Here is a 23,233-nt window from a genome sequence, read left to right on the forward strand (position 1 = left end):
TCCTACTGTACCAACAACCTCAACTAGTTCATCTTATATTTTGTGGCGTATCCTTTTATCACCACCTTATCCACACGCTTTTTAATTAAGTTTTTGATCACGTGTTTTAATATAGACAAACTGGGTGGTAATCATCGTTGGTATGACTCTAATTTGTCATGAAAGTTGGATAGTAGCAAGACGCTATAATGTAAATAAATGTAAATAAATCTTATATTGACTGCTAAATTGTATATAATCGAAAAATTTTATTTTTAATAATCGTTTGCGTTAATATAACCTTTCTGAAAAGTGGTAAACATTTTTTAAGTCGCGTCTTATCTCAGCGCGCCTTAGTATTTCTTTTTGCGCTGAGTCGATGAGCCAATATTCATTGCTTCGCGGTATTTGGCCACTGTACGCCTTGCAATATCGATACCCTCAGCCAGTAGCTGAGCTTGAATACGGCTATCTGAGAGTGGTTTTTTTGGGTCTTCATCTGTGATCAGCTGCTTGATCATAGCACTGATGGCCGTTGACGAGATATCACCATCACTACTGCTCACATGCGATGAGAAAAAATACTTGAGTGAAAACAGGCCTTGCGGCGTCAAGATACTTTTGCTGGTAGTCAGACGTGAGACTGTAGATTCATGCAAGCCAACTTCCTCTGCGACTTCCTTCAAAATGAGTGGCTGCATGGCAGTAGCACCCTGTTGCAAAAACTCATCCTGACGACGCACGATGCTGCTAGCGACCTTTAATAAGTTTTGATTACGCTCTTCAATACTACGAATAAACAGTCTGGCATCGGTGAGGTTTTCACGCAGATATTGATTATCAGGGCTATCGTCGCCACGCTTGACTAGGCTTGCGTACTCTTGATTGACACGCAGCTTTGGTAGCGTCTCTGGATTAAGGCGTACGTGCCAGCCACCATCTTGCCCTGCAATTTCAGCATTGTGATAACGTATGGGCGTTACGAGCACATCGGGAATATCATAGCTTTCTGGCTCCTGAGCATAGTCAGGCTGACTACTCTGAAACGCCAATCCTGGTGCAGGATTTAACGTGCGCAGCAGCTCAAGTGCCGGTGTGATATGCGATGGTGACAAACCTGTGATATCGGTTAACGCTTTGATGTTATTACTGACCAAATGCTCGCTTGCTGATAGCAGTTTTTGAGCATATTCAAGGTGTTCGGTATTAGGATCAAGTTTGGCCAGTTGGATAGCCAGACATTCACTCAAACTCTGCGCACCTACCCCTAGTGGGTCACAAGATTGAATGACACGCAGCACCACCTCAATCTCCTCGCGCTCAACCTGCTGCTCCCACTGATAAAAGCTGGCCATCATATTTAAGGTTTGTAGCAACTCATCGATATCTAGCTGCACGAAACCCATGTCATCCATCGAATCGACTAAGTACTCTGCTATCACCGTATCCGTATCTGATAGGCGCTTAAAATTAAGCTGCCAACGTACATGATCCTGAATAGTGGCACTGGTACTGCCTTGGTAACTATCAAAATCATCAAAGTCCGCAAGCGCAGACGATGAGCTACCACTACTAAAGCTGCCCGTATCAAAGCTACTATAATCTATATCGCTCACGCTGTTTTGATAATCGCTGTCCTGGTTTTCACTGCTGGTGTAATCGCTGCTCTGATAGTCATTATCCATCGCAACATCGTCGATAGCATCATTATCGATGGTGGTTTGCTGCAACATATCTAAGCTGTCGTTAAAGGTATCTTCAAATTCGAAATCTGCACTCTCAACAGTGTCAGAGCCTTCTGCAGCCAAGCTCACTGTCGATTCATTATTCCACATCTCAAGCGTCGAGAGCTCAGGATAGTCATCTACTGAGTCACTATCGAATTCATCATACTCATCTTCTTCCTCAACGCGCTCAAGCAAAGGGTTGCTGTCTAGCTTCGCCTGCACCTCTTGCGCCAACTCAAGGCTTGAGAGTTGAAGCAGTTTGATTGCTTGCTGCATCTGTGGCGTTAGCTTTTGCGAGGTGCTTAGCGTAGCTGCCAATCCGAACGACATACTCATGGCTGGTTTATTGCACTCCGGTAGTGGTGGTTTTGTCTATGTTATGCTAGTTAAAATGGTAACCTAACTGCGTAAGTCATGACGATAGCATTTTTCGTAACCGCTTTGCTATGATAATCTCTCTTCTATGTCTCTAATCTGGTTATTTACTTTCGCATAGAGCCATATAAGCAATCAAAGGCTAATGATAAACATCAGTCAACCCTTTAGAGCGTCTCCTTAATGCATTTTATAAAAATCATATAAATAAAAAACTGGTTAAGAGTCTCTGCATCTACAAACGCTAATTGAGAACAATACTATGAATGACATCACGAACGACGCGATGAACAATAATAAGCTGACCGTCGCTGCGGTACAAATGAACACTCAGCAAGACATCGAAAACAACCTTGCCACTATCAAATCAGCCATCAGTGAGGCCAGTGCGCAAGGAGCCAAGCTCATCGTACTACCTGAAAACTGCTGTAGCATGGGACGGCAGTTTCCAACTGCTGAGCGCTTTGACGAGCTATCAGAAACTCTAGCGGGCTATGCACGCGAGCAAGGTGTTTACTTACTCGCAGGCACGCTTCCTTGCCTGTATCGTCCTGATGGTACTACCGTGCCTAATGGTCGTTTACGTCAAGTCAGCCTATTGTTTGCGCCAGATGGCAAGATGGTGGCACGCTATGACAAGATTCATTTATTTACTGCCACCGTCGCCGACAAGCAAGGCAGTTATGATGAAGCCGCAACCTTTGAGCCAGGCACGCAGACAGTCGTTGCTCCTATTGAGCTCAACAGTTCAACCTACCAATTAGGCATGATGGTCTGCTTTGATTTACGTTTTCCAGCACTGGCTCAGCGCTTGCGACAGGCTGGAGCCGATATACTGAGTGCACCTTCAGCCTTTACTTATATGACTGGTCAAGCGCACTGGTCACTGCTGTTGCAAGCGCGTGCCTTAGACAGTCAGTGTATGGTGATTGGTGCCGCGCAAGGCGGTGAACATCACTATAAAAATGGCAAGACGCGTGAGACATGGGGTCATACTGCGATTACTGACTTTAATGGTACAGTGGTAGACAGCTATGATAATAGTGCGTTACAAGGCGTAGCGACTGACAACGACTATGCGCTAGTATTTGCCACTTTAGATAAAGAGGCACAGCAGCAAGGCCGACAAAAAATGCCCATCTTTGATTGTCATCGTTTGGCATAGCTTAGCATTTGGTAGAGCCTATTATTTAGTAGGTTCTAGCTTTCTTCTGTATCTTGCTTGATATGTGTGGCTCGCGGATGCGCTCGGTCATAAACTTGCGTCAGCTTGGCAAAATCAACATGAGTATAGATTTGCGTCGTACTGATATCGCTATGTCCTAGCATCTCCTGCACGGCGCGCAAATCACCACTGCCCGAGAGCATATGCGAGGCAAAGCAATGACGCAGCAGATGTGGATATAGGTTTTGCGCGATGCCAGCGCGCGCGCTAACGACCTTGAGGCGCTGCTGCACTGCCCGTGTCGATAACCGCGTGCCCAGCTTTTCACTGATGAATAACGCGCTGTCTTGCTGCTCTACCCATAGATTACGATGCGGCAGATAACGGGTAATAGCGGCAGCCGCCTTTGCGCCTATCGGCACAATGCGCGTCTTATTACCCTTACCCATCACGCGTACGCGCAAATCCGTTAGGTCTATGTCTGTTGTGTCGAGCGCGACCAACTCACCCACCCGAAGACCGCTACTATAAAGAAGCTCAAACATGGCCTTGTCACGCAACCACAGCCGCGCCTGCTCAGGAGTATCAGGAATAGGTTGATCCAGTAGCTGAGTCAACAAGTCTACATCTGCAATAGAAGGCAAGGGTCTCGGACTGCGTTTTAACTGGTAACCCGTGGTTGGATTAATACGTGCCAAACCCTCTTCAATCAACCAGCCATAGAAGTGCCGAATAGCCGATAGCTCTTGCTGCACGCTGGCAAGTGCTAGCTTATCTTCATCAAGTCTTTGACTGATATGTTGGGCAAGCTGACGCTTATCACAGCGCGTCCAGGTCAAGCGTTTACCACGCAAAAATAGCGCCAACTGACTCAGGGCAGCAAAGTACGCCGTCAAGGTATGCACTGAGTGATTGCGCACTGCTAAGGTATTGAGCCACCGATGCACAGGCGCAAGCAGCTCACGTAGCTGCTTATCAAGCTCCATCGATTCAGCAGGCATGTAGATATAGTCATCTTTTATAGACATGAGTGTTACCTAATACCAAAGATATAAACCTCTTTTAGCTGGCTGGATTGGGCTTAATACCCGCTTGCGCCATCAGCCCATCTGGACTAAACACTCCTTCATAAACAAAAGCAGTTGGCCCAGTCATCATCACTGAATACCCTGGCTGCCAGCGGACTATCATACTACCGCCATATAGCTGTGCGCGTATCTCTTCACCTTCATCTAGCCAGCCTTCACGTATACCGATAGCAACTGCGGCACAGGCACCAGTACCGCACGCTTGCGTCTCACCGACGCCGCGCTCATAAACCCGTAAGCGTATGTGGCGCTGGTTCATCACTTGCATAAAGCCGACATTGACTCTATCAGGGAATGCTGGATGCGATTCAATGGCCTTGCCTAGGTTTTCAACATCGGCATCCAGTACGTCGTCTACTTTGATAACCGCATGCGGATTGCCCATATTGGCCACATACAATTGTACTGGCGTACCATCTACGCTCAGATGATAGGCGTTTTGAATTTTAGTCGTGGCTTTTGGAGTAAATGGAATCTCGTCTGGCTCAAACTTAGGTTTGCCCATATCAACCTCAACCCAGCCGTAACGATCAGTGGTGAGAGAAATAATACCACTGGCCGTCTCAACACGCAGGCGCTGCTTAAATGACAGCTTGCGCGCTTGTACAAAACGCGCAAAACAGCGGGCGCCATTACCGCACTGCTCAACTTCGGTGCCATCAGTATTAAAAATACGATAACTAAAATCAACATCAGGGCGCATCGGCGGCTCAACGACGAGCAATTGATCAAAGCCGATTCCTAAGTGCCGATCACCCAATAATTGTACCAACTCCTTAGTCAGCTCTAGGCGCTGGGTCACCAAATCGATGACCATAAAATCATTGCCTAGGCCATGCATTTTAGTAAATTCTATTAGCATATCCATTTGTCCTATTCTATTTTTATGTGTCCGTTATATTAGCACGCTGCCCAGCACAATGATAACTATCACCGCACCAGAGGCCATATCCCTCTTAATAAAATAGAGACCATAAAAAACCCACTGTCATGATAACAATGGGTCCTCTCTATACTTCTATACTTTGAAATCCAGCTGGCTTAGCGACTATGAAATCCAGCCAGCTATAGCGCTTATGTCTTTTGCGCGTTATTCACCTTGCCACAGCGTCTCATTAGCGTATAACTCTTCGAGACTTTCCCGCTTACGTATCAATTGATGACTATCTTCTGAGACCATCACCTCGCTTGCTCGCCCGCGAGAGTTGTAATTGCTGCTCATGGTAAAGCCATACGCACCCGCGCCCGTGATCGCTAAGATATCGCCTGTCGCCAATGACAATAAGCGATCTTTTGCCAAGAAGTCGCCCGTCTCACAGATAGCGCCGACGATATCCCACGGCTGCGTGCCAGCCGTATCGATGCCAGCACTGGGCAATACATTAGGAATCACCGCCATTTCGGCTTGATAAAGGGCTGGACGAATCAAGTCGTTCATCGCTGCATCAACGATAGCAAAGTTCTTATGCTCAGTCGGCTTGAGTACATCGACACGCGTCAATAATACGCCAGCATTGGCAACGACACTGCGGCCTGGCTCAAAGAATACCGTCATGCCAAGGTCTGTAAGCTTGGGTAATAGTGCCTGTGCAAAATCACTGATCGAAACGGGCGTTTCATCGATATAACGCACTCCCAAGCCACCGCCTAAATCAATATGACGCAGCTCAATGCCTTTATTCTTCAGACTATGTACCAGCTCGATGACCTTATCCAAGGCGGCAATGAACGGCTCTACTTCCGTGAGCTGTGAGCCAATGTGACAGTCAATCCCGACGATATCGATATGCGATAAGTCCGCTGCCTGTTCATAAACGTCCAATGCTTGCTCATGGGCAATACCAAATTTATTGTCCTTTAGACCTGTGGAGATATAAGGGTGAGTCTTGGCGTCGACATCTGGATTGACCCGCAGCGATATCGGCGCGCGCTTATCGAGCTGCTGCGCGACGTCATTAATCAGCATAAGCTCACTGACCGACTCAACGTTGAAGCAAGCAATACCTTGGGTAAGCGCATACTCGATATCATCGTGAGTTTTGCCAACGCCTGAAAACACTACTTTGCTGGCTTGTCCGCCTGCTGCCAGTACCCGCATAAGCTCACCACGAGAGACGATATCAAACCCTGCACCCGCCTGCGCGAGTATCCCGAGTACGGCAATGTTGGAGTTTGCCTTCACAGCATAGCAAATCTGATGGTCAATCGCAGCAAAGCTGTCGCTATAGTCTTGATAGACATCAAGAATTGCCTGTTTTGAGTAGACATAGCACGGCGTATCGTAGCGCTCTACCAGCTCACTGATACTCACCTCCTCCATACACAGCGCATCATAGCTATAGTGTAGTGCAGGTAGATGAGCCGTTAAAGCCATAGGGTCGACGTACAACCCTTGCTCAGTTTGGGTCGTTACGGATGCAGCTTGCAACTCAGAATTACTCATATCGGGCTCTCTCATCTAATCAATTCGTTAATATTAAAAGTTTTCAATTCAGCAGTTTATTCAGTGTGGCAATCTGTTAATAGTCATTGGGGTCATCACTAGCCTCTGCTCCAATAGCAATGGTTTCACTACTGGTATCGGTTAGATATAAATCGCCCTTTTGTCCGCAGCCAGACAATCCAACCATGACTGTACCAATTAGCAGCACATATAACGCTTGGCGATTGGCACCAACAGATGAGCCAGTATTTGAAGAGCGACGTATCGTAAACATAGGGCAATCAACCTTGCAACAGTATTGAGATGATAGGTGTATTTATTATTACCAGCGGCAGTTCCGTGGTCAGATTTTTGACCGCCTAATAAGCCACTGAAAGTATGCTAAATATTTGTATAAGGTGGACACTAACAGGCGCTAATCATAGCATTATTCGCTAAAGCTGTGCTTATCTTAGCTTTTATTAGCAGTTTAAATCTATATAACCGGCCTGCTTGCAACAGACTATAACAGCATTATTGTTATTCAATAGGGCTTATATCTTTGTCTGAGCTTAAAAACATTGGACATAGATAAGGGAGCTGCGTGCTTATAAAAAACGCTTCATTCATGCTTTGACAAACTTTCTTACAATTTCAGTAATTAGTAATGTCCTTCTATATTAGTCAATAGATAGCAGACGCAGCGAGTGAACAGTTGTTATAACTAGTTGAGCACTACTTATTGTAATCCTTATAGTTGTCGTGGTATAACAGTCAAAACATGTTACATTATATGAAGACCTTGTGGTTGTAAGCGAGGTGCAGATACGCACCTCATATCTAGTTGCAACCCAATAATGATAGGCTATCAGCAGTGTTGTTTTTTGACAGACTCCACCGCAGCGCTAGCGTGGATGTAGCTGATATTTGTTTGTTCAATGGATGACTCATTTGTGATGACCCATCCCCTACTAAAACCATCTAAGGATAGAGCATGAGCGACAGCGTAACCACTACTTTTAACGATCTTAATGCTGGTAAATCAAAACTCACCAACCCTACTCTGGTACTAAACTGCGGCTCTTCTTCCATCAAATACGCTTTGATCAGTGAAGATGATTCTACCCGTATCACTGGTCTGGCTGAAAACTTAGGCCTAGATACCGCCCGCATCAAACACACTACTTTGAATGGTGAAAAGTTAGAAATTACCATTCCAGGTGGTCGTCATGAATTGGCACTACAAAAAATCCTAGCGCTACTTGAGCAATATGACTTTATCGCTGTTGGTCATCGCGGTGTTCATGGTGGCCGAGAGTACTCAGAAGCAGTACGTGTGGACGAGCATGTATTATCAGAAGTAAAACGCCTAAAGGTACTAGCGCCGCTACACAACCCTGCCAACGCTTTAGGCATCGAAGCTGTCCAAGCCATCTATCCTGAAATCCCGCAAGTCGTCGTCTTTGATACGGCCTTCCACCAAACCATGCCAGCGGTGGCTTACCGTTATCCGCTGCCAAAAGCCTTATACGAAGAACACAAAATCCGTCGTTATGGTTTCCATGGTACTTCCCATGCTTACGTCTCAGAACGTGCCAGCGAGATTACGAGTGCTGAAGGGCCACATGGTTGGTTGACTGCGCATTTAGGTAACGGCTGCTCTGCAACTGCTGTCTATGATGGCAAGAGCTTAGACACCAGTATGGGTCTGACCCCTCTTGAAGGCCTAATGATGGGGACACGTAGTGGTGATATTGATCCTAGTCTGCATGTCCATCTAAAGCGTCAGCTGGGCATGAGCCTAGAAGAGATCGATAAGATGCTCAATAGCGAAAGTGGTCTGCTTGGTATCTCAGGCTTATCAAATGATTTGCGCACCATTGAGCAAGCTGCTAATGAAGGTCATAAAGATGCCCAGCTCGCGATTGAGATGTTCTGCTACCGTGTGGGTAAATACCTTGCCAGCCTAAGCTGTGCCCTACCTGAATTCACTGGTATTGTCTTCACTGGTGGTATCGGTGAAAACTCAGCGACCACCCGTGCGCGTATCTTGAATGTCATGCGTCATTTTGGCATCAAGTTTGATGAAGACAAAAACGCCTCTCTTGTTGGCGGCGCAGAAGGCAGCCTTCACAGCGATGATAGCAGTATTGAGCTGTGGGTTATCCCAACTGACGAAGAATGTCAGATTGCCAAAGAGACTCGCCAAACATTGGGACTAGACTAAGCGCTGAGTCGCTATTAACAGCCTGTTTTAGAAGCTGAGTTTATAGAGATTAACTGTCTAAATAATCGCCTCTTGCAAAGCCAAGCTGAGCGATACTATCCATAACGATTGTGCGGCGCTGCTATTGATCAATTAGATGAATAGCAGCCCAATCTCACTCAGTGATGTTAAATGTTAATGCTTATTTTACCCAGCTATGAGCTCGGTAAAGCAGCAACTATATAAAACAGCCATTCTATAAAACAGCTCTGATAGCAATAGCAGTCAGCAGTCTCTCTTCCCTCAAGGACATATTAATAGATAGTAGGATACGCTATGCAAACCATTTTACTCGTTCCTCTTAGCCGCGGTATCGGTGTCACTTCAGCCGCTCTCGGCTTGATTCGCGCGCTTGATTACAACGGCGTCAAAGCCGGCTTTATGAAGCCATTTTTGCAAGACGATACCTTAGACAAACAAAGCAGCCTAGACAGCTCAAGTGCCTTGGCCATGCACGCCTTCGGTCTAACCCCGCCTAAATCCATCAATCGCCAACGTGTCGAGCGCATGATTGGTGATGACAATCTGGATGACTTGATGGAAGAAGTGGTTGAAAACTATCACTCCATCGAGGGTGATTATGGCGTCGTCATCTGTGAAGGCTTGGTGTCGACCACAGAAGCGTCTTACGCCTCACAAGTCAACCGTGCCATTGCTCACGCCCTAGATGCCAAAATCATCTTCGTCAGTAACGTCGATACCAGCAAACCTGCTCATCTGGCAGACAAACTAGACGTCCATGCTCGTGAGTTTAGCGGTATGGGCTCTGATCGTACTTTGGGCTGTATCTTGATGCGAGTGAATATACCAAACACCCTCGAAAATCAGCCCGTTGCCCCTGGCGAGGCGATTGTTAGCTTGGATGAAGGCTTCATTCAAGAGGTGCAACGTCTGTCACCCTACTTTGATACCGAGCAATTTCGCCTGATAGGTGTGGTGCCTTTTAGCGATTCTTTATCCGTACCCCGTACATGGGATATCGCGGCTGAGCTTGATGCCACTTGGATCAATGTTGGTGAAGCCAAAACACGCCGCATCAATGATATCAGCTTGACCGCACGCTCAGTGACACGCGTGGATGAAGTGTTCAAACGTGGCACTCTCGTCGTGGTACCTGGTGATCGTGATGAGTTACTATTGGCAGCCGCACTGGCTTGTATTAATGGTGTTCCGCTAGCTGGCTTGGTACTCACGGGCGGCGTCACGCCAAACGCTACTGTCGCCGAATTGTGGCAGTCTGCTCTGGAGACTGGCCTACCTATCATGAGTGTTGAGTCTGATAGTTTTGAGACCGTACAGAGCCTCTTGAACATGAGCTCTGAGATTCCAAGTGATGACACTGAACGCGCTGTAGAAGTTACACGCTATGTGGCAGCACATTTAGATTTGGGCTGGATTAAAGAGCAGTTCAGCGGCGAGCACAAACCGCGCTTATCGCCAGCTGCGTTCCGTCATCAGGTGGTCAAAAAAGCCCAACACGCCAAAAAACGGGTGGTACTGCCAGAAGGTTCTGAGCCGCGTACAGTAGAGGCTGCTTGTATCTGTCAAAGCCGTGGTATCGCTAACTGCGTGTTACTTGCAAAGCGTGAAGATGTGGAACAAGTCGCCAAAAACCGCGATCTTATCCTGCCTGAAGGCTTAGAGATTATCGACCCTGCAAGTCTCGATATGAGCAAATATATAGATGCGGTGGTGGAGCGCCGCAAAGGCAAGACCACACCAGAGATGGCGGCTGAACAGCTTGAAGATACGGTATTCTTAGGTACCATCATGCTACAGATGGACGAAGTTGATGGCTTGGTTTCTGGTGCTATCCATACCACTGCCAATACTGTGCGCCCAGCGTTTCAGCTGATTAAGACAGCACCGCAATACTCACTGGTATCATCGATCTTCTTTATGCTCTTACCTGAGCAAGTGGTGGTCTATGGTGACTGTGCGATTAACCCAAATCCTAATGCTGAAGAGCTGGCTGAGATTGCTATCCAGTCTGCTCAGTCTGCTGCGGCATTTGGTATTGAGCCAAAAGTTGCGATGATCAGCTACTCAACAGGCGCCTCAGGTACCGGCGCAGATGTCGAAAAAGTCATCAAAGCCACACAAATAGTCCGTGAGCGTGCCCCTCATCTGGCAGTCGATGGCCCGCTGCAGTATGATGCGGCATCAGTGATGAGTGTCGGTAAACAAAAAGCGCCAGACTCGCTAGTCGCTGGTCAAGCCAACGTATTTATCTTCCCAGATCTCAATACAGGTAACACCACTTATAAAGCGGTACAGCGTAGCGCCAACGTCGTCAGTGTTGGACCGATGCTACAAGGTCTAAACAAACCTGTTAATGACTTGTCCCGTGGTGCATTGGTTGATGACATCATCTACACCATCGCTCTAACCGCCATTCAAGCGTATAGTGATGAGATTTAGTAGGGTATAGTATTTAACCCAAAGCAATATTTGATTCAAAAAAACTCTTTTATTTAGCCGACTGTCATAACGATGGTCGGCTTTTTGGTGCTGACCGTTTCAAACAGCTACTGAATCAGTGTACTTCTTATCAGCTGCGCTCTACAATATGCTCAACTAATCCTGCATAACTCTGTTGCTCACTCATTTATGTCAAATAACGCCAATAGTCATCATGACCAAAACCCTGCGCCAGCCATCCGCGCGTATCTTGGCGGCTCATTCGACCCTGTGCATAATGGCCATTTGCAAATGGCGATGTCTGTTTATAAGCATTTGTTACCCATCGCAAAGCGGCAACAACGCGAACTGCAGGTGTCATTATTACCCAATGCTCGCTCTCCCTTCAAAGACCGCAGCACTAATCCTGCACACCGTCTAGCCATGTTAAAACTAGCGACGCAAGAGACGCCTCTACAGATTAGCGAGCTTGAGCTATGGCAGACACCGCCTGTCTATACTATCGATAGCGTACAAACTCTGCGCAGGCGCTACCCTGATGACAGCCTGATATTTATCATGGGGATGGATAGCGCACGGACGCTGGCTAAGTGGAAGGATGGCCTACAGCTGACTGACTATGTGCATCTCTGGATCTTTAACCGTATAGAAAACCTTAATTTATCAGATGCTTCGTCATCTAATCTATCGATGCCAAGCGTCGCAACATCTCAAGAATACGACAACGCAGACACTCTGTGCGCCCAAGATATCACCCGTCTCTGCAGCGAGCTTCCCGCGCAGCTGCGAGCACAGGTCACTGAAACAGCGCTAGACTTAGTGCAGCCTTTCAGCTACTCTGCTCAAAACTGCGCGCTCTTGAAAAGAGGCGACCAAGGACGCATTTATATTGACCAGCGCCAAGTCAATGCCATATCCAGTACTGACATACGCAAACAGCTACAAATGCACCCTACTAAGGCCGATATCGAGCCAAATAACGCGAGCAGATTACTAAATCCTGCTGTTTATCAATATATTATCGCCCATCAGCTATATTCTGCGACTCAATTCCGTTAAAATCACCTTATCTATGTCATTGCGCATCAGCATCTTATATACGAATGGTTAGAGTTCGTTTTAGGGAATGTCAAATGACCATTTATTACTTTTACTTTTAATGACTATTGATTACTTCATTTTTAATGACAACGATCCAAGAGACCAATATTTATGATCAAAACCATGACTAACGAACGCTTAGAAGAGTGCTTAACCTTAGTGAAAGATGCCTTAGATGGTATGAAAGCTAAAAACATTACTGTACTTGATGTAGAAGAGTTGACTGACGTGATGGAGCGCATCGTCATCGCTGACGGTACGTCTAAGCGTCATGTACGCGCCCTTGCTGACAGCGTCGGTGCTGCTGCCAAAGAAGCTGGCTTTATGCCACTTGGCCGTGAAGGCGGTGCTGACTCTGAATGGACACTCATCGATTTGGGTGCTGTCGTCGTACACATGATGACGCCACAAGCTCGTGAGTTCTACGATCTTGAAGGTCTATGGTCATCACCTGAAAGCCTAGCTGAGCTGGTCGCCACGCCACGTGAAAAGAAAGCCGGTCGCCGTAACTAAGACTTCTCATTAAAATGTACTGTTAAAGCAAAAGACCAGATGAATATTCTGGTCTTTTTTTGTTTAAATATTAGTCAGCATAAAGAACAAAACAAGCTGAAAGCCACCCATGATTGCGCTAATATAGCTCTATTAGACAGCATCTGTTTACACTATCCCTTGTTTACACTATCAATGGCAATTAGGAAGAGCAATGAGCATAGAATCCATCACCTCTACGACAGAACCCCTCAATAAAGACTTCAATACTACCCTGCCCCTACATATCGCCAACCTAGTCTGCGTACGTACTGGTAAAGCCATGCCATTCGCCCGTGAAGCAATGAGTGCCATTGATAAAGCGCCAATCAAAGCCCCTGTCGCCGTCAACTTTATGGGCTTAACCACCGATGAGCAAGCCGATCGCAAACATCATGGCGGCCCACTAAAAGCAGTGCATCAGATGCCAATGGCGACTTATGAAAAGATTAACGCAGAGTTTGATCTAAAGGTGCGTATCGGCACTTTGGGTGAAAACTTAACAACCGAAGCCGTAGACGGATTGCCAGAGATGGACGAGTCCACCGTTTGTATTGGTGACGTTTTCCAATATGGCAATATTGACGATACCAATTATGATAAGAGCAATAGCGTGCAATTAAGAATCGTGCAACCACGCCGCCCCTGCTACAAAATAAACGACCAAATCGGGCAGTTTACCAAAGTGCCAAACATAGCCGCATGGGTGAGCAAGCAAGGCATCGCGGGTTGGTACTTTCAGGTGGTGCGTGATGGGCTGATTGACGCGGGTTTACCCGTTTATCTGATCGGGCGTCCTTATCCGTTTGCGACCCTTGAGCGCTTATGGCAGTTGTCTAACTCAAAAGAAAAGTATGACGCTAAAGTGATTGAGCCTTGGCTGGCGATTGAGTGTTTGGAGGACAGTTGGAAAAAAGTGCTTAAAAAGAAGATAAAAACGGGCTAATTTATAATGATTATACACTCAATGACAGCATGTAAATATTGCTAAAAAAGGAAGCCTAGCTATATCAAACACAATGGTTTAGATAATGAATAACAGAAGGTTTTATACTATCACTTTAATATTGATTCTTTAACACAGAGCATTTCATGGCAAAAAACATCACCTCTTTAGCGCTAGCATCAGTATTAACATCGTTTACGACGCTGCCACTCATCGGCTGCGTCGCCACCTCAGAACCGCGCTATATTATTGACAGTGAAACCTACCAAGCCCAAGGCAAAAGCGAGCGCATTAAAACCATTGTCCTGCATTATACAGTCTCAGATAATGACCGATCTATAAAAACATTGACCACTGGCAATGTAAGCTCCCACTACCTGATCTTATCCAGTGACGATGATAAAATTTATAACCTCGTGCCCGAAAGCGAGCGTGCTTGGCATGCGGGTGACAGCGGGTTTGCAGGTAGAACCATCCTCAACGATACCTCTATCGGCATCGAAATTGTAAATAGCGGTATTAAACCTGAATATCGAGACGCGCTTAGAAATAGCGAGCTAGAATATCGTCCTTATGAGCACTATGTGGAATTTGATGAGTTGCAGATTAAAAAGGTCGCGCAGCTATTACAGGATTTGGTAAAAAGATATGACATCTCTCCAAAAAACATCGTTGGTCACTCTGATATAGCGCCGTCACGCAAAATCGATCCAGGTGCCAAGTTTCCTTGGGAGCGACTGTATTTCGAGTACGGCATTGGTGCTTGGTATGATGAGTTTGATAAGCAATTCTTTATGCATCAAGACGCTTTTGCCGCGGCAACGATACCTGAGATTAAGCAAGCCTTTCGTGATTACGGCTATCAAATCAACGATACAGGCGAGTGGGATAAAGCCAGCCGTGATGTGGTTTATGCGTTTCAATTGCACTTCAGACCGCAGCGTCCAACAGGAGAGCTGGATTTAGAGACTTATGCTATTTTAAAGGCACTCAATAAGAAGTATGCTGGTCGTGATGACTTTTATTGAGATTGAATTTAAAGCCTTGGCAAAACGATATTTGTTCATCGATATTCGCTAATGAGGTATCTTATGACGCTACGCATCCATGCTCTATTCCATACTGATTATGAAGACTTTAACTTTATCAAGCAGTGGGCAAACAGTCACAATTATATTCTTAACGTCAGTCGCTCTTACGATAATGATGCCCTGCCAGCGCTAGATAGTTTTGATTGGCTGATTGTGATGGGTGGACCTATGAGCGTCCATGATGAGGAAAAACACCCTTGGCTCATCGCTGAAAAACGTCTGATTAATCAAAGTATTGATACTGGCAAAACCGTCATCGGTGTTTGCTTAGGGGCGCAGCTCATCGCCCATTGTTTGGGTGCTAGCGTGCAGCCGTCTGGGGTAAAAGAAATCGGTTGGTTGCCAATTCGACTCACGCCTGAAGGTCAGACGCATCCTTTATTACAAGATTTGCCAAAGCAGGATTTTACCGTGTTTCACTTTCATGGTGATGGTTTTGACTGTCCAAAAGGTGCTAGCATTATTGCATCGACGGATGCTTGGGCGAATCAAGGCTTTGTCTATCAGACCCCACTGCATAAAGAGCTGGGCACTTGGTTACTGGCGTGGCAATGTCACTTTGAAGTGACCAAAGAGAGTCTTGCCAAGATGGTAGTAAATGGTAATAACTCCATTCAAAGTGGACTGAAAGAATATCCCAAAACCGTGCAATCACCCGCTGAGATAATCGCACTGGGTGATAAATACATCGAAGAAAATAACGCAAGGCTATCTGCTATGCTAAATCGGATAGCGGCAAACTAAATAGTAAGGAGAATAAACCATGAGTGACTCACAACATAACGAACAAGATGAGCTTCAAAAGTATTTAGAAGAAAAGGCTAAACAAGAGCAGGAAAAGCAGAAAGAACAAGAAGCTGAGCAGCTTTCTGCTTATGAGGCTTGTGTGCTAAAAGAGAGTGCGAAAATTCATGAGTTGATTGCTGAGGCTCAGAAAAAGACTAATGAACATTCAGAGGATCAGTAATTAAGTAAACATGCGCTTTTGTAGAATAAAGCTAAAACACCAAATGTGAAAAAATAAAAAGGACTTACCATGAGCGCAGGTTTAATCAAACATCTAAAGAAGAAAACTGAGGAAGACAGCAATACTAAAATATTAATGTCGCAATGGGAATTTGATGAAAAGCTCGTCGGTAAGTCGCTTGAAAATGTTGGTAGTTATTATCCGCATTTCAGTAGCCACAATGAATCGCACTCTCAACAAATACTTGTCAATATCGAGCGTCTACTAGGTAGCAATATTGACAAGCTGACAGCGACAGATACTTGGCTAATATTGGAGGCAGCCTACTGGCATGATATCGGTATGCTGTTCAATGCTGATGAAGTTCAAGATGTAATTGAAAATGAGCATTTCAAAGACTACGTTGAAGAGCTTGCTAATAACAATGTTCAAGACTTACATGAGTTTGCGAAGGTTTGGCATAACGATGGTTGGGAAGCTGCCCTTGTTCATTATGATAACCCTTATAAAGGCGTTGAAAAATATCGTCAGATGGTTGCCGAATGGTATCGCAAAGGTCATGCTAAAAATTCAAACGACGTTGTTTTGAAGCCATTTGAAAAGCTCAATATTAGCTCTCCGCGTACTGAATTACTTCCCACACGTATTTATCGTTATCTTGGTCAAATCTGTTGGTCACATGGACGCAATTTTGAAGAAGTCATGAGCTTATTACCATTCCGCCAAACTGGAATGGGTACAGAAGATTGCCACCCTCGTTTTGTCGCTTGCCTACTGCGTTTAGGTGATTTATTTGATATTGATGACAACCGCTTTTGTCCTGTAATGGCAAGGCAAGTTGGTAATATGCCGTCACTTAGTGAAACTCATGAACAAAAGCACAAAGCTATTCGTGAATTTCAATTAGATAGTGAAACGGTAAGCGTGACAGCTATTTGTAGTACTGAGATGGCATATATTGAATGTCGCAATTGGTTTGACTGGATCAAAGAAGAGATTCAAAATCAAATGTCACAGTGGAAAAATATCGTGCCTAGTCGTGACTTTGGTCTGCTACCGACCATCAACAAACTTGATGTTGAAATGGATGACTCAAAAATCTTACTCAACAATAAACCAATGAAGTTTTCACTTGATGAAAAAAGTGTCATTGAACTACTGCAAGGTAATAACCTATATAGTGGTATGTCTGATATCGTTAGAGAGCTTATACAAAATGCTATTGATGCGACCTTAATTAGGGTATGGATTGACACCCAAAAACATCCTAAAAAACTATCCATTTTAAAAGATGGAAATCCATATGATAGTAAAGTTATAGATTTAATTGAAGACTATACTATACACTTAGATATAGAACTAGTAGAGCAAACTGATAGCTTAGAAAATATCTGGAAGTTAAGAATTATTGATAAAGGAACTGGTATAAGTCTAAAAGACTTGAAATATATGCAGTATAGTCAATCCACAATAAAAGAGATACAACCCATATCATGAAATAGCTTAGGCAGATTATTCTCCATCCAGCCTTGGCGTAGAAACTTAGCTTGAGCCCATTTCTTTTCAATGGGATTAAGATCAGGACTGTACGGTGGTAGCCACAAAATACGATGACCATGTCTGTTGAGTAGTTTTTGGATACGCTTATTTTTATGAAACCGAGCATTATCCATGACAATAACGCATTTGGTTTTAAGGCTTGGGATTAGTGTTCGTTTGCACCAGTTGTAGAATATGGTGCTGTTAATATTCTGCTCAAAGTAATCAAGCGCAAACAGCATTTTTTCATACAATGCCCCGATGACATTCGTACGCTTTTTTGCTTGCCAGTTGTAGCTATCTATACAGGGTGTACCTATCGGTGCATAGCCATGAGAGCGGATAGTCTCGTGCTCAAAGCCGCTTTCATCCATATAGACAATGGGATAGCCTTGCTGTTTAAAGTGATCAAGCCTACTCTGGAATATCGCTCTTTTGATCGGACAGGCTTTTGGATGTTCCAAGGTCTTTTTTTGACTGATACCAAGACGCTTTAAGGCAATCTCAATGCCTGATTTGCTACAATTTAAACGCTGTGCTCGCTCATACATGTAATCGTCTGGATATTGCGCAACGTCTTGAAGAAGTGCTTCATTTGGTATTTTACTGGGTGCTTTATCCCGAGATTGTTTGATTGTTGGGTTTTTCAACCAGCGTTGTAATGCCGTCTTGCTAACGTCATAGAAAGTACACGCTTCACGAATAGTCATGTCTTTGTTTTTGACGCTTTTGATCACTTGCGCCCGGAAGTCTGCAGAATAAGTCATCGTTATTAATATCTTTCTCTTAGTTTTAATAGTATTGTATCTTATTTATAAAAGACCGACTATATATTAACTTTTAACCTGTAAACTCGAACCACGACGAATATGTACAAGAACATGATGCCGCCGCTAGCCTCGACTGTAGCGGTATCCTGCTGGTTTGGGTGAGTTGCGATGGCTAGGTTTTGGGGTGGCGACGCGGAGCAAGCGACAACCCAAACCGTAGCCAGCGCCTCGCCCAGACTGGCAGATACAAGCGGAAGGCGGGAAATAGCTCCCCTATTCCAAAAAATACAAAACCCCAAACACAAAAAAGGTGAGCCGAAGCCCACCTTTTTTTATATCTAAACTATAAGCAATTTCTAAGGGTTTGTGACTAACGCAACCAAGCACGGGCGTTACGGAACATACGCATCCAAGCGCCGTCCTCGTCCCACTCTTCTGGTTTCCAGCTGTGATTGTAGGCACGTAGTGTACGCTCAGGGTGCGGCATCATAAGAGTGACGCGACCGTCAGTGCTACACAGACCTGTGACACCGCCGAGCGAACCGTTTGGATTGAGCGGATAAGTCTCGGTTGGATGACCTTGGCTATCGACATAACGCATGGCGAGCTGACCGTGTTTTGCCATACCGTCGATCTCGGTATTGTCTAGCGTGGCGTAGCCTTCACCGTGCGCGACAGCGATTGGTAAGATGCTGTCTTGCATACCTTTGAATAGGATGGACTTGGTACGCTCGACTTTTACGTTGACCGTACGCGCTTCAAATCGCGCCGACTGGTTGGCGATAAAGCGTGGGAAGTTTTCCGCGCCTGGGATGAGGTCTTTTAATTGCGCCATCATCTGACAACCGTTACAGACACCAAGTGAGAAGGTATCCGGACGGGCAAAGAAGCGGACAAACTGCATGCGCAATTCGTCATGGAACAAGATAGAATTTGCCCAGCCCGAGCCTGCGCCGAGGACATCACCGTAACTAAAGCCACCACAAGCGACCAAACCATCGAAGTCACGTAGATTAATACGACCTTCAAGTAAATCGCTCATATGGACGTCGACCGCTTCAAAGCCTGCTTGGGTAAAGCCTGCTGCCATTTCTGACTGGCCGTTGACGCCTTGCTCACGCAGGATAGCGACTCTAGGTTTGTTTTCTCGGCTAGCTAAATATGGCTCTTCCACTTTTTGATTAAGATCAAAGTTTGGCGCAGCGATAAGACCTTTATGGTTAGTATCAGCAATCAAGTCATATTCTTGCTGCACGCACGCTGGGTTGTCACGGCGGCGAGCAATTTGATAGCTAACCTGACTCCACTCTTGTTGCAACTCAGAACGCTTAAAGCGTAGAGTATCGTCACCCATGAGTGTTGGCGTTTGAATTAGCAGGCTGTCTTCTTCCGAGCTTTGACCGACGAGGCTCATCATGTCGCTGACGTTAAACTCTTCTGCCAGTTGCATTAACGCGGCAACATTTTCTGGTAGTACTTGAATAACTGCACCCAGCTCTTCACTGAACAGTTGACCGAGCAGATTATCATCAGTCAATGACAGCTTGATGCCTTGGCGGCTGGTGAATTGCATCTCAGCGATAGTCGCTAGCAGCCCGCCATCACCGATATCGTGATAGGCGCTGATGACGCCTTGCGCGTTACCCGCTTGGACAAAGTTAAAGAAGTCGATTAAGTCGCTTGGCTGCGCTAAATCTGGGCAGTCATTACCTAATTGGCTAAGCGTTTGCGCAAGGATTGAACCGCCTAGACGGAATTGACCTTTGGATAAGTCAATACGGTAAAAGGCGCTGTCACCGTTAATAAGCTCAGGCGTTAAGGTTTTTGCTACATCGACGACAGGAGCAAAAGCGGTAATAACCAAGCTCATTGGCGAAACGACAGATTTGTCTTGGCTATCCTGCTTAGCATCACTATCTGTCCAATTGGCACGCATCGATAGCGAGTCTTTACCGACTGGAATAGCAATACCTAATGCTGGGCATAGCTCTTCACCGATCGCATGGACGGCGTCAAATAATGCCGCGTCTTCTACGTCTTCGCCACATGCTGCCATCCAGTTCGCTGACATAGTAAGGTCAGATAGCTGAGTGATACGCGCGCCTGCGATATTGGTAATGGCTTCACCAACAGCTAAACGTGCAGAAGCTTTTGGATTGATAAGCGCGACAGGCGTACGCTCGCCAACACTCATCGCTTCACCGCTCATTGGCTGACCATCTAACGCAATCAAGCCTGAAGCGGTCACCGCGCAATCTGACACTGGCACTTGGTAGCGACCGACATACTGATCACGCACGACCATACCTGTGATAGAACGGTCACCAATGCTAATCAAAAATGATTTGCTAGCGACAGTTGGATGACGTAGCACGTCTTTGATTGATTCGGTTAGATTGATGTCACCAAGCTCTAACTCTGGCAAGGTACTTTCCTGACGATCAAAGCTACGCTGCATCTGCGGTGTACCACCGAGCAATACTTGCATCGGCATATCAACTGGCTGCTCAGGCAGCAGCTCATCATTAACGACAAGCTGACGTACTTCAGTCGCTTCACCTAAGATGGCATATGGGCAACGCTCACGCGCACAAATCGCATCGAACTGCTCTTTGCTCTCAGGACGAATCGCCAATACGTAACGCTCTTGCGCTTCGTTTGACCAGATAGCCATTGGCGACATGCCAGCTTCTAACGACGGGATTTTACGTAGATTTAGCACCGCGCCCATTTCATGGTCATTGACCAATTCTGGCATGGCATTCGATAGACCGCCTGCACCGACATCATGTAGCGAGACGATTGGGTTGCCGTCTTTACTGTTGTTGCTTGCGTCAATATCGTTACCAGCAAGTGCCCAGCAGCGATCAAGGACTTCTTGACAGCGGCGCTCCATCTCAGCATTGTCACGCTGTACAGAAGCAAAGTCTAAGCCCTCATCGAGTGAACCACTATCGACCGAAGATGCTGCACCGCCACCAAGACCGATTTGCATCGCAGGGCCACCAAGGACGATCAATAGATCACCTTGGCGAATCGAATTTTTCTCAATCAGGTTGCGTTTGATATTGCCGTAACCACCTGCCAGCATGATTGGCTTATGATAGCCGCGCATTTGGCTGCCGTCTTTTGCCGCTGAAGTGTCCAATTGGAAACTGCGGAAATAACCGCATAGGTTTGGACGACCAAACTCGTTAGAGAAGTTAGCTGACCCTAATGGCGCTTCGGTCATAATTTCAAGACTGGTTGCCATACGATCTGGCGTACCATAATTCTGCGTACTGACCTGACCTGACTGCTCCCATTTTTCCGCAAGCTCTGGGATATGTAAATGTGACACATGAAAACCTGTGAGACCTGCTTTGGGCTTACCGCCACGACCGGTTGCACCTTCATCACGAATTTCACCGCCCGCACCTGTCGCTGCACCGGCATAAGGGGCAATCGCGGTTGGATGGTTGTGGGTTTCGACTTTCATTAAGATATCGATTTCTTCTTGATGGAAATCGTAAGGATGGGCAGAATTAGGGTTTTGAGCGTCGGTAGGAATGGAGTAAAAACGCATCCCCTCTGCCCCAGCCATTACAGCAGCGTTGTCTTTATAAGCTGACAAGATACCTTGTGGATTGGCTTTATAAGTATTCTTAATCATTTGGAACAATGATTTTGGCTGTACTGCGCCATCAACGGTCCATTCAGCGTTGAAAATCTTATGACGGCAATGCTCTGAGTTGGCCTGCGCAAACATCATTAGCTCGACGTCAGTCGGATTGCGCTTGAGCTCATTGACGTACGCATTCATTAGGTAGTCAATATCCTCAACAGATAGCGCAAAACCAAACTCTGTGTTGGCTGCTTCTAACGCTGACTGACCTTGTCCAATCACATCGATATGATTGAGCGATGCTGGTTGCTCGTCATCGAACAATTTATTCACATCGTTTAAATCATAAACCAAGCTTTGGGTCATGCGATCAAACAATAATTGCTCAGCGGCTTTAGGTAGCGTAGCACCTACTTTGCCGTCTGCTTTTTCATCAACAGTTAGGGTATAAACAATGACGCGCTCGACACGGTTAATCTTAATATCACAGTTATTAAAGATATCGGTCGCTTTACTGGCCCATGGCGAAATCGTACCAAAACGCGGGCTCACGATCACTTGTAATTGGTTGTCTTGCGGAGCGGCAAGCTGGGTATCTTCTTTAATACCAAATAGGTCCAGCGCTTTTTTATGCTCATCACCTTTTAGTTCTCGTGATAGCACATAGACTTGCTGAGTATGGATGTGGCTGACATTTAGCTCGGTTTTTTGCTGAAACTGACTGATGAGTTGCTGCGTCTGAAAATCGGTAAGAAACGGTTGTCCGGCGATGGTCATCATAAAGGCATAATCCGTAAGATCAAGGCATCTCTGCCATGCAAAGTAAATGGTCCGCGTATTATAACAAGAAGCCCCATAATAAGCAGGTCAAAACCAAATAAATTGCTAAAGTGTTCAGTTATCGCGCTGGCAAAGCGTTAGGAAGTTGCCATTAAAAAACAACTCTTCTAAGTTCCTTTTTGGACCTGCCGTTTAATTTTAGAGACTCACACAAGGCTTTTTCAAAACAGAAAGGATTGCCGTATGGCGTCACAATTTTTACCCAATCCTTGTATTCCTTACAAACCCTCACATCGCATTACTGGCAACCTATATAAGTCGACGGCTATCTCTCGTTATTCTAATCATAGTTAACCGCACATAATTAGCTAATATTTAAGAGCTCAATAAATACAACTTGCGAGTTTAAATCCTGCTCGTTTAAATAAAGAAGACTGGTTATCATAAATCCAATCACTATA

The 23,233-nt window shown here is 45.7% G+C and carries 17 protein-coding genes; 10 read left to right on the top strand and 7 right to left on the bottom strand.

Features of this window, described 5'->3' with window-relative positions:
• Positions 1-332: 332 nt before the first annotated feature.
• A complete protein-coding gene (gene rpoN / locus JMY01_RS11590; RefSeq protein ID WP_201575937.1) occupies positions 333-2,042 on the bottom strand; it encodes an RNA polymerase factor sigma-54 in 1,710 nt (569 codons plus the stop codon).
• A 301-nt stretch (positions 2,043-2,343) separates the two neighbouring features.
• On the opposite strand from rpoN, the gene JMY01_RS11595 reads away from it, so the two are divergent.
• The gene (locus tag JMY01_RS11595) at positions 2,344-3,246 is read left to right on the top strand and encodes a carbon-nitrogen hydrolase family protein (protein WP_201575939.1); all 903 of its coding nucleotides are present in this window, start codon (positions 2,344-2,346) and stop codon (positions 3,244-3,246) included.
• A 35-nt stretch (positions 3,247-3,281) separates the two neighbouring features.
• On the opposite strand, the gene JMY01_RS11600 is transcribed toward JMY01_RS11595, so the two are convergent.
• The 4 genes from JMY01_RS11600 to JMY01_RS11615 all read right to left on the bottom strand — a co-directional run bounded on the left by JMY01_RS11600 (position 3,282) and on the right by JMY01_RS11615 (position 7,051).
• Complete coding sequence (locus JMY01_RS11600) at positions 3,282-4,274, bottom strand: tyrosine recombinase XerC (RefSeq protein WP_227677896.1); 993 nt, start codon at positions 4,272-4,274, stop codon at positions 3,282-3,284.
• 34 nt (positions 4,275-4,308) lie between these two features.
• On the bottom strand, positions 4,309-5,196 hold the full coding sequence (gene dapF / locus JMY01_RS11605) for a diaminopimelate epimerase (protein WP_201575941.1): 888 nt from the start codon (positions 5,194-5,196) through the stop codon (positions 4,309-4,311).
• A gap of 228 nt (positions 5,197-5,424) precedes the next feature.
• Complete coding sequence (lysA, locus tag JMY01_RS11610) at positions 5,425-6,777, bottom strand: diaminopimelate decarboxylase (protein WP_201575943.1); 1,353 nt, start codon at positions 6,775-6,777, stop codon at positions 5,425-5,427.
• A 76-nt stretch (positions 6,778-6,853) separates the two neighbouring features.
• Positions 6,854-7,051: a lipoprotein gene (locus JMY01_RS11615; RefSeq protein ID WP_201575946.1), complete on the bottom strand. Its 198-nt coding sequence runs from the start codon at positions 7,049-7,051 to the stop codon at positions 6,854-6,856.
• A 699-nt stretch (positions 7,052-7,750) separates the two neighbouring features.
• Here JMY01_RS11615 and JMY01_RS11620 point away from each other — a divergent pair.
• The 9 genes from JMY01_RS11620 to JMY01_RS11660 all read left to right on the top strand — a co-directional run bounded on the left by JMY01_RS11620 (position 7,751) and on the right by JMY01_RS11660 (position 17,576).
• Complete coding sequence (locus JMY01_RS11620; protein WP_201575948.1) at positions 7,751-8,983, top strand: acetate/propionate family kinase; 1,233 nt, start codon at positions 7,751-7,753, stop codon at positions 8,981-8,983.
• Between the two features lie 315 nt (positions 8,984-9,298).
• Positions 9,299-11,443 (top strand): phosphate acetyltransferase, encoded by a 2,145-nt coding sequence (gene pta / locus JMY01_RS11625; protein ID WP_201575950.1) that lies wholly within the window; start codon positions 9,299-9,301, stop codon positions 11,441-11,443.
• Positions 11,444-11,632: 189 nt separating this feature from the next.
• Positions 11,633-12,502: a nicotinate-nicotinamide nucleotide adenylyltransferase gene (locus JMY01_RS11630; RefSeq protein WP_201575952.1), complete on the top strand. Its 870-nt coding sequence runs from the start codon at positions 11,633-11,635 to the stop codon at positions 12,500-12,502.
• A 153-nt stretch (positions 12,503-12,655) separates the two neighbouring features.
• Positions 12,656-13,057 carry a ribosome silencing factor gene (rsfS, locus tag JMY01_RS11635; protein ID WP_201575953.1) on the top strand — a complete coding sequence of 134 codons (402 nt, stop codon included), beginning with the start codon at positions 12,656-12,658 and terminating at the stop codon, positions 13,055-13,057.
• A 193-nt stretch (positions 13,058-13,250) separates the two neighbouring features.
• Entirely contained in the window at positions 13,251-14,021 is a 771-nt protein-coding gene (locus tag JMY01_RS11640; protein ID WP_201575954.1) for an MOSC domain-containing protein, read from the top strand.
• Between the two features lie 146 nt (positions 14,022-14,167).
• Complete coding sequence (locus tag JMY01_RS11645; protein WP_201575956.1) at positions 14,168-15,049, top strand: N-acetylmuramoyl-L-alanine amidase; 882 nt, start codon at positions 14,168-14,170, stop codon at positions 15,047-15,049.
• Positions 15,050-15,112: 63 nt separating this feature from the next.
• Positions 15,113-15,856 (top strand): type 1 glutamine amidotransferase, encoded by a 744-nt coding sequence (locus JMY01_RS11650; protein ID WP_201575957.1) that lies wholly within the window; start codon positions 15,113-15,115, stop codon positions 15,854-15,856.
• Positions 15,857-15,875: 19 nt separating this feature from the next.
• Positions 15,876-16,079, top strand: coding sequence for a hypothetical protein (locus JMY01_RS11655; protein WP_201575958.1), 204 nt, complete (start codon positions 15,876-15,878; stop codon positions 16,077-16,079).
• A 69-nt stretch (positions 16,080-16,148) separates the two neighbouring features.
• On the top strand, positions 16,149-17,576 hold the full coding sequence (locus JMY01_RS11660) for an ATP-binding protein (RefSeq protein ID WP_201575960.1): 1,428 nt from the start codon (positions 16,149-16,151) through the stop codon (positions 17,574-17,576).
• Here the strand turns inward: JMY01_RS11660 and JMY01_RS11665 are convergent.
• On the bottom strand, positions 17,540-18,385 hold the full coding sequence (locus JMY01_RS11665; protein WP_201574958.1) for an IS630 family transposase: 846 nt from the start codon (positions 18,383-18,385) through the stop codon (positions 17,540-17,542). The two genes, JMY01_RS11660 and JMY01_RS11665, sit on opposite strands and share 37 nt — an antisense overlap.
• 373 nt (positions 18,386-18,758) lie before the next feature.
• Positions 18,759-22,772: a phosphoribosylformylglycinamidine synthase gene (purL, locus tag JMY01_RS11670; protein WP_201575962.1), complete on the bottom strand. Its 4,014-nt coding sequence runs from the start codon at positions 22,770-22,772 to the stop codon at positions 18,759-18,761.
• Positions 22,773-23,233 lie beyond the last annotated feature (461 nt).

The organism is Psychrobacter sp. H8-1 (assembly GCF_904846575.1).
In the GTDB taxonomy this organism is placed as follows: Bacteria; Pseudomonadota; Gammaproteobacteria; order Pseudomonadales; family Moraxellaceae; genus Psychrobacter; species Psychrobacter fulvigenes.

Excerpts from the sequence above, each read along its gene's own strand:
- rpoN (WP_201575937.1), bottom strand. The coding sequence starts at position 2,042 with ATGAGTATGTCGTTCGGATTGGCAGCTACGCTAAGCACCTCGCAAAAG.
- JMY01_RS11595 (WP_201575939.1), top strand. The coding sequence starts at position 2,344 with ATGAATGACATCACGAACGACGCGATGAACAATAATAAGCTGACCGTC.
- JMY01_RS11600 (WP_227677896.1), bottom strand. The coding sequence starts at position 4,274 with ATGTCTATAAAAGATGACTATATCTACATGCCTGCTGAATCGATGGAG.
- dapF (WP_201575941.1), bottom strand. The coding sequence starts at position 5,196 with ATGCTAATAGAATTTACTAAAATGCATGGCCTAGGCAATGATTTTATG.
- lysA (WP_201575943.1), bottom strand. The coding sequence starts at position 6,777 with ATGAGTAATTCTGAGTTGCAAGCTGCATCCGTAACGACCCAAACTGAG.
- JMY01_RS11615 (WP_201575946.1), bottom strand. The coding sequence starts at position 7,051 with ATGTTTACGATACGTCGCTCTTCAAATACTGGCTCATCTGTTGGTGCC.
- JMY01_RS11620 (WP_201575948.1), top strand. The coding sequence starts at position 7,751 with ATGAGCGACAGCGTAACCACTACTTTTAACGATCTTAATGCTGGTAAA.
- pta (WP_201575950.1), top strand. The coding sequence starts at position 9,299 with ATGCAAACCATTTTACTCGTTCCTCTTAGCCGCGGTATCGGTGTCACT.
- JMY01_RS11630 (WP_201575952.1), top strand. The coding sequence starts at position 11,633 with ATGTCAAATAACGCCAATAGTCATCATGACCAAAACCCTGCGCCAGCC.
- rsfS (WP_201575953.1), top strand. The coding sequence starts at position 12,656 with ATGATCAAAACCATGACTAACGAACGCTTAGAAGAGTGCTTAACCTTA.
- JMY01_RS11640 (WP_201575954.1), top strand. The coding sequence starts at position 13,251 with ATGAGCATAGAATCCATCACCTCTACGACAGAACCCCTCAATAAAGAC.
- JMY01_RS11645 (WP_201575956.1), top strand. The coding sequence starts at position 14,168 with ATGGCAAAAAACATCACCTCTTTAGCGCTAGCATCAGTATTAACATCG.
- JMY01_RS11650 (WP_201575957.1), top strand. The coding sequence starts at position 15,113 with ATGACGCTACGCATCCATGCTCTATTCCATACTGATTATGAAGACTTT.
- JMY01_RS11655 (WP_201575958.1), top strand. The coding sequence starts at position 15,876 with ATGAGTGACTCACAACATAACGAACAAGATGAGCTTCAAAAGTATTTA.
- JMY01_RS11660 (WP_201575960.1), top strand. The coding sequence starts at position 16,149 with ATGAGCGCAGGTTTAATCAAACATCTAAAGAAGAAAACTGAGGAAGAC.
- JMY01_RS11665 (WP_201574958.1), bottom strand. The coding sequence starts at position 18,385 with ATGACTTATTCTGCAGACTTCCGGGCGCAAGTGATCAAAAGCGTCAAA.
- purL (WP_201575962.1), bottom strand. The coding sequence starts at position 22,772 with ATGATGACCATCGCCGGACAACCGTTTCTTACCGATTTTCAGACGCAG.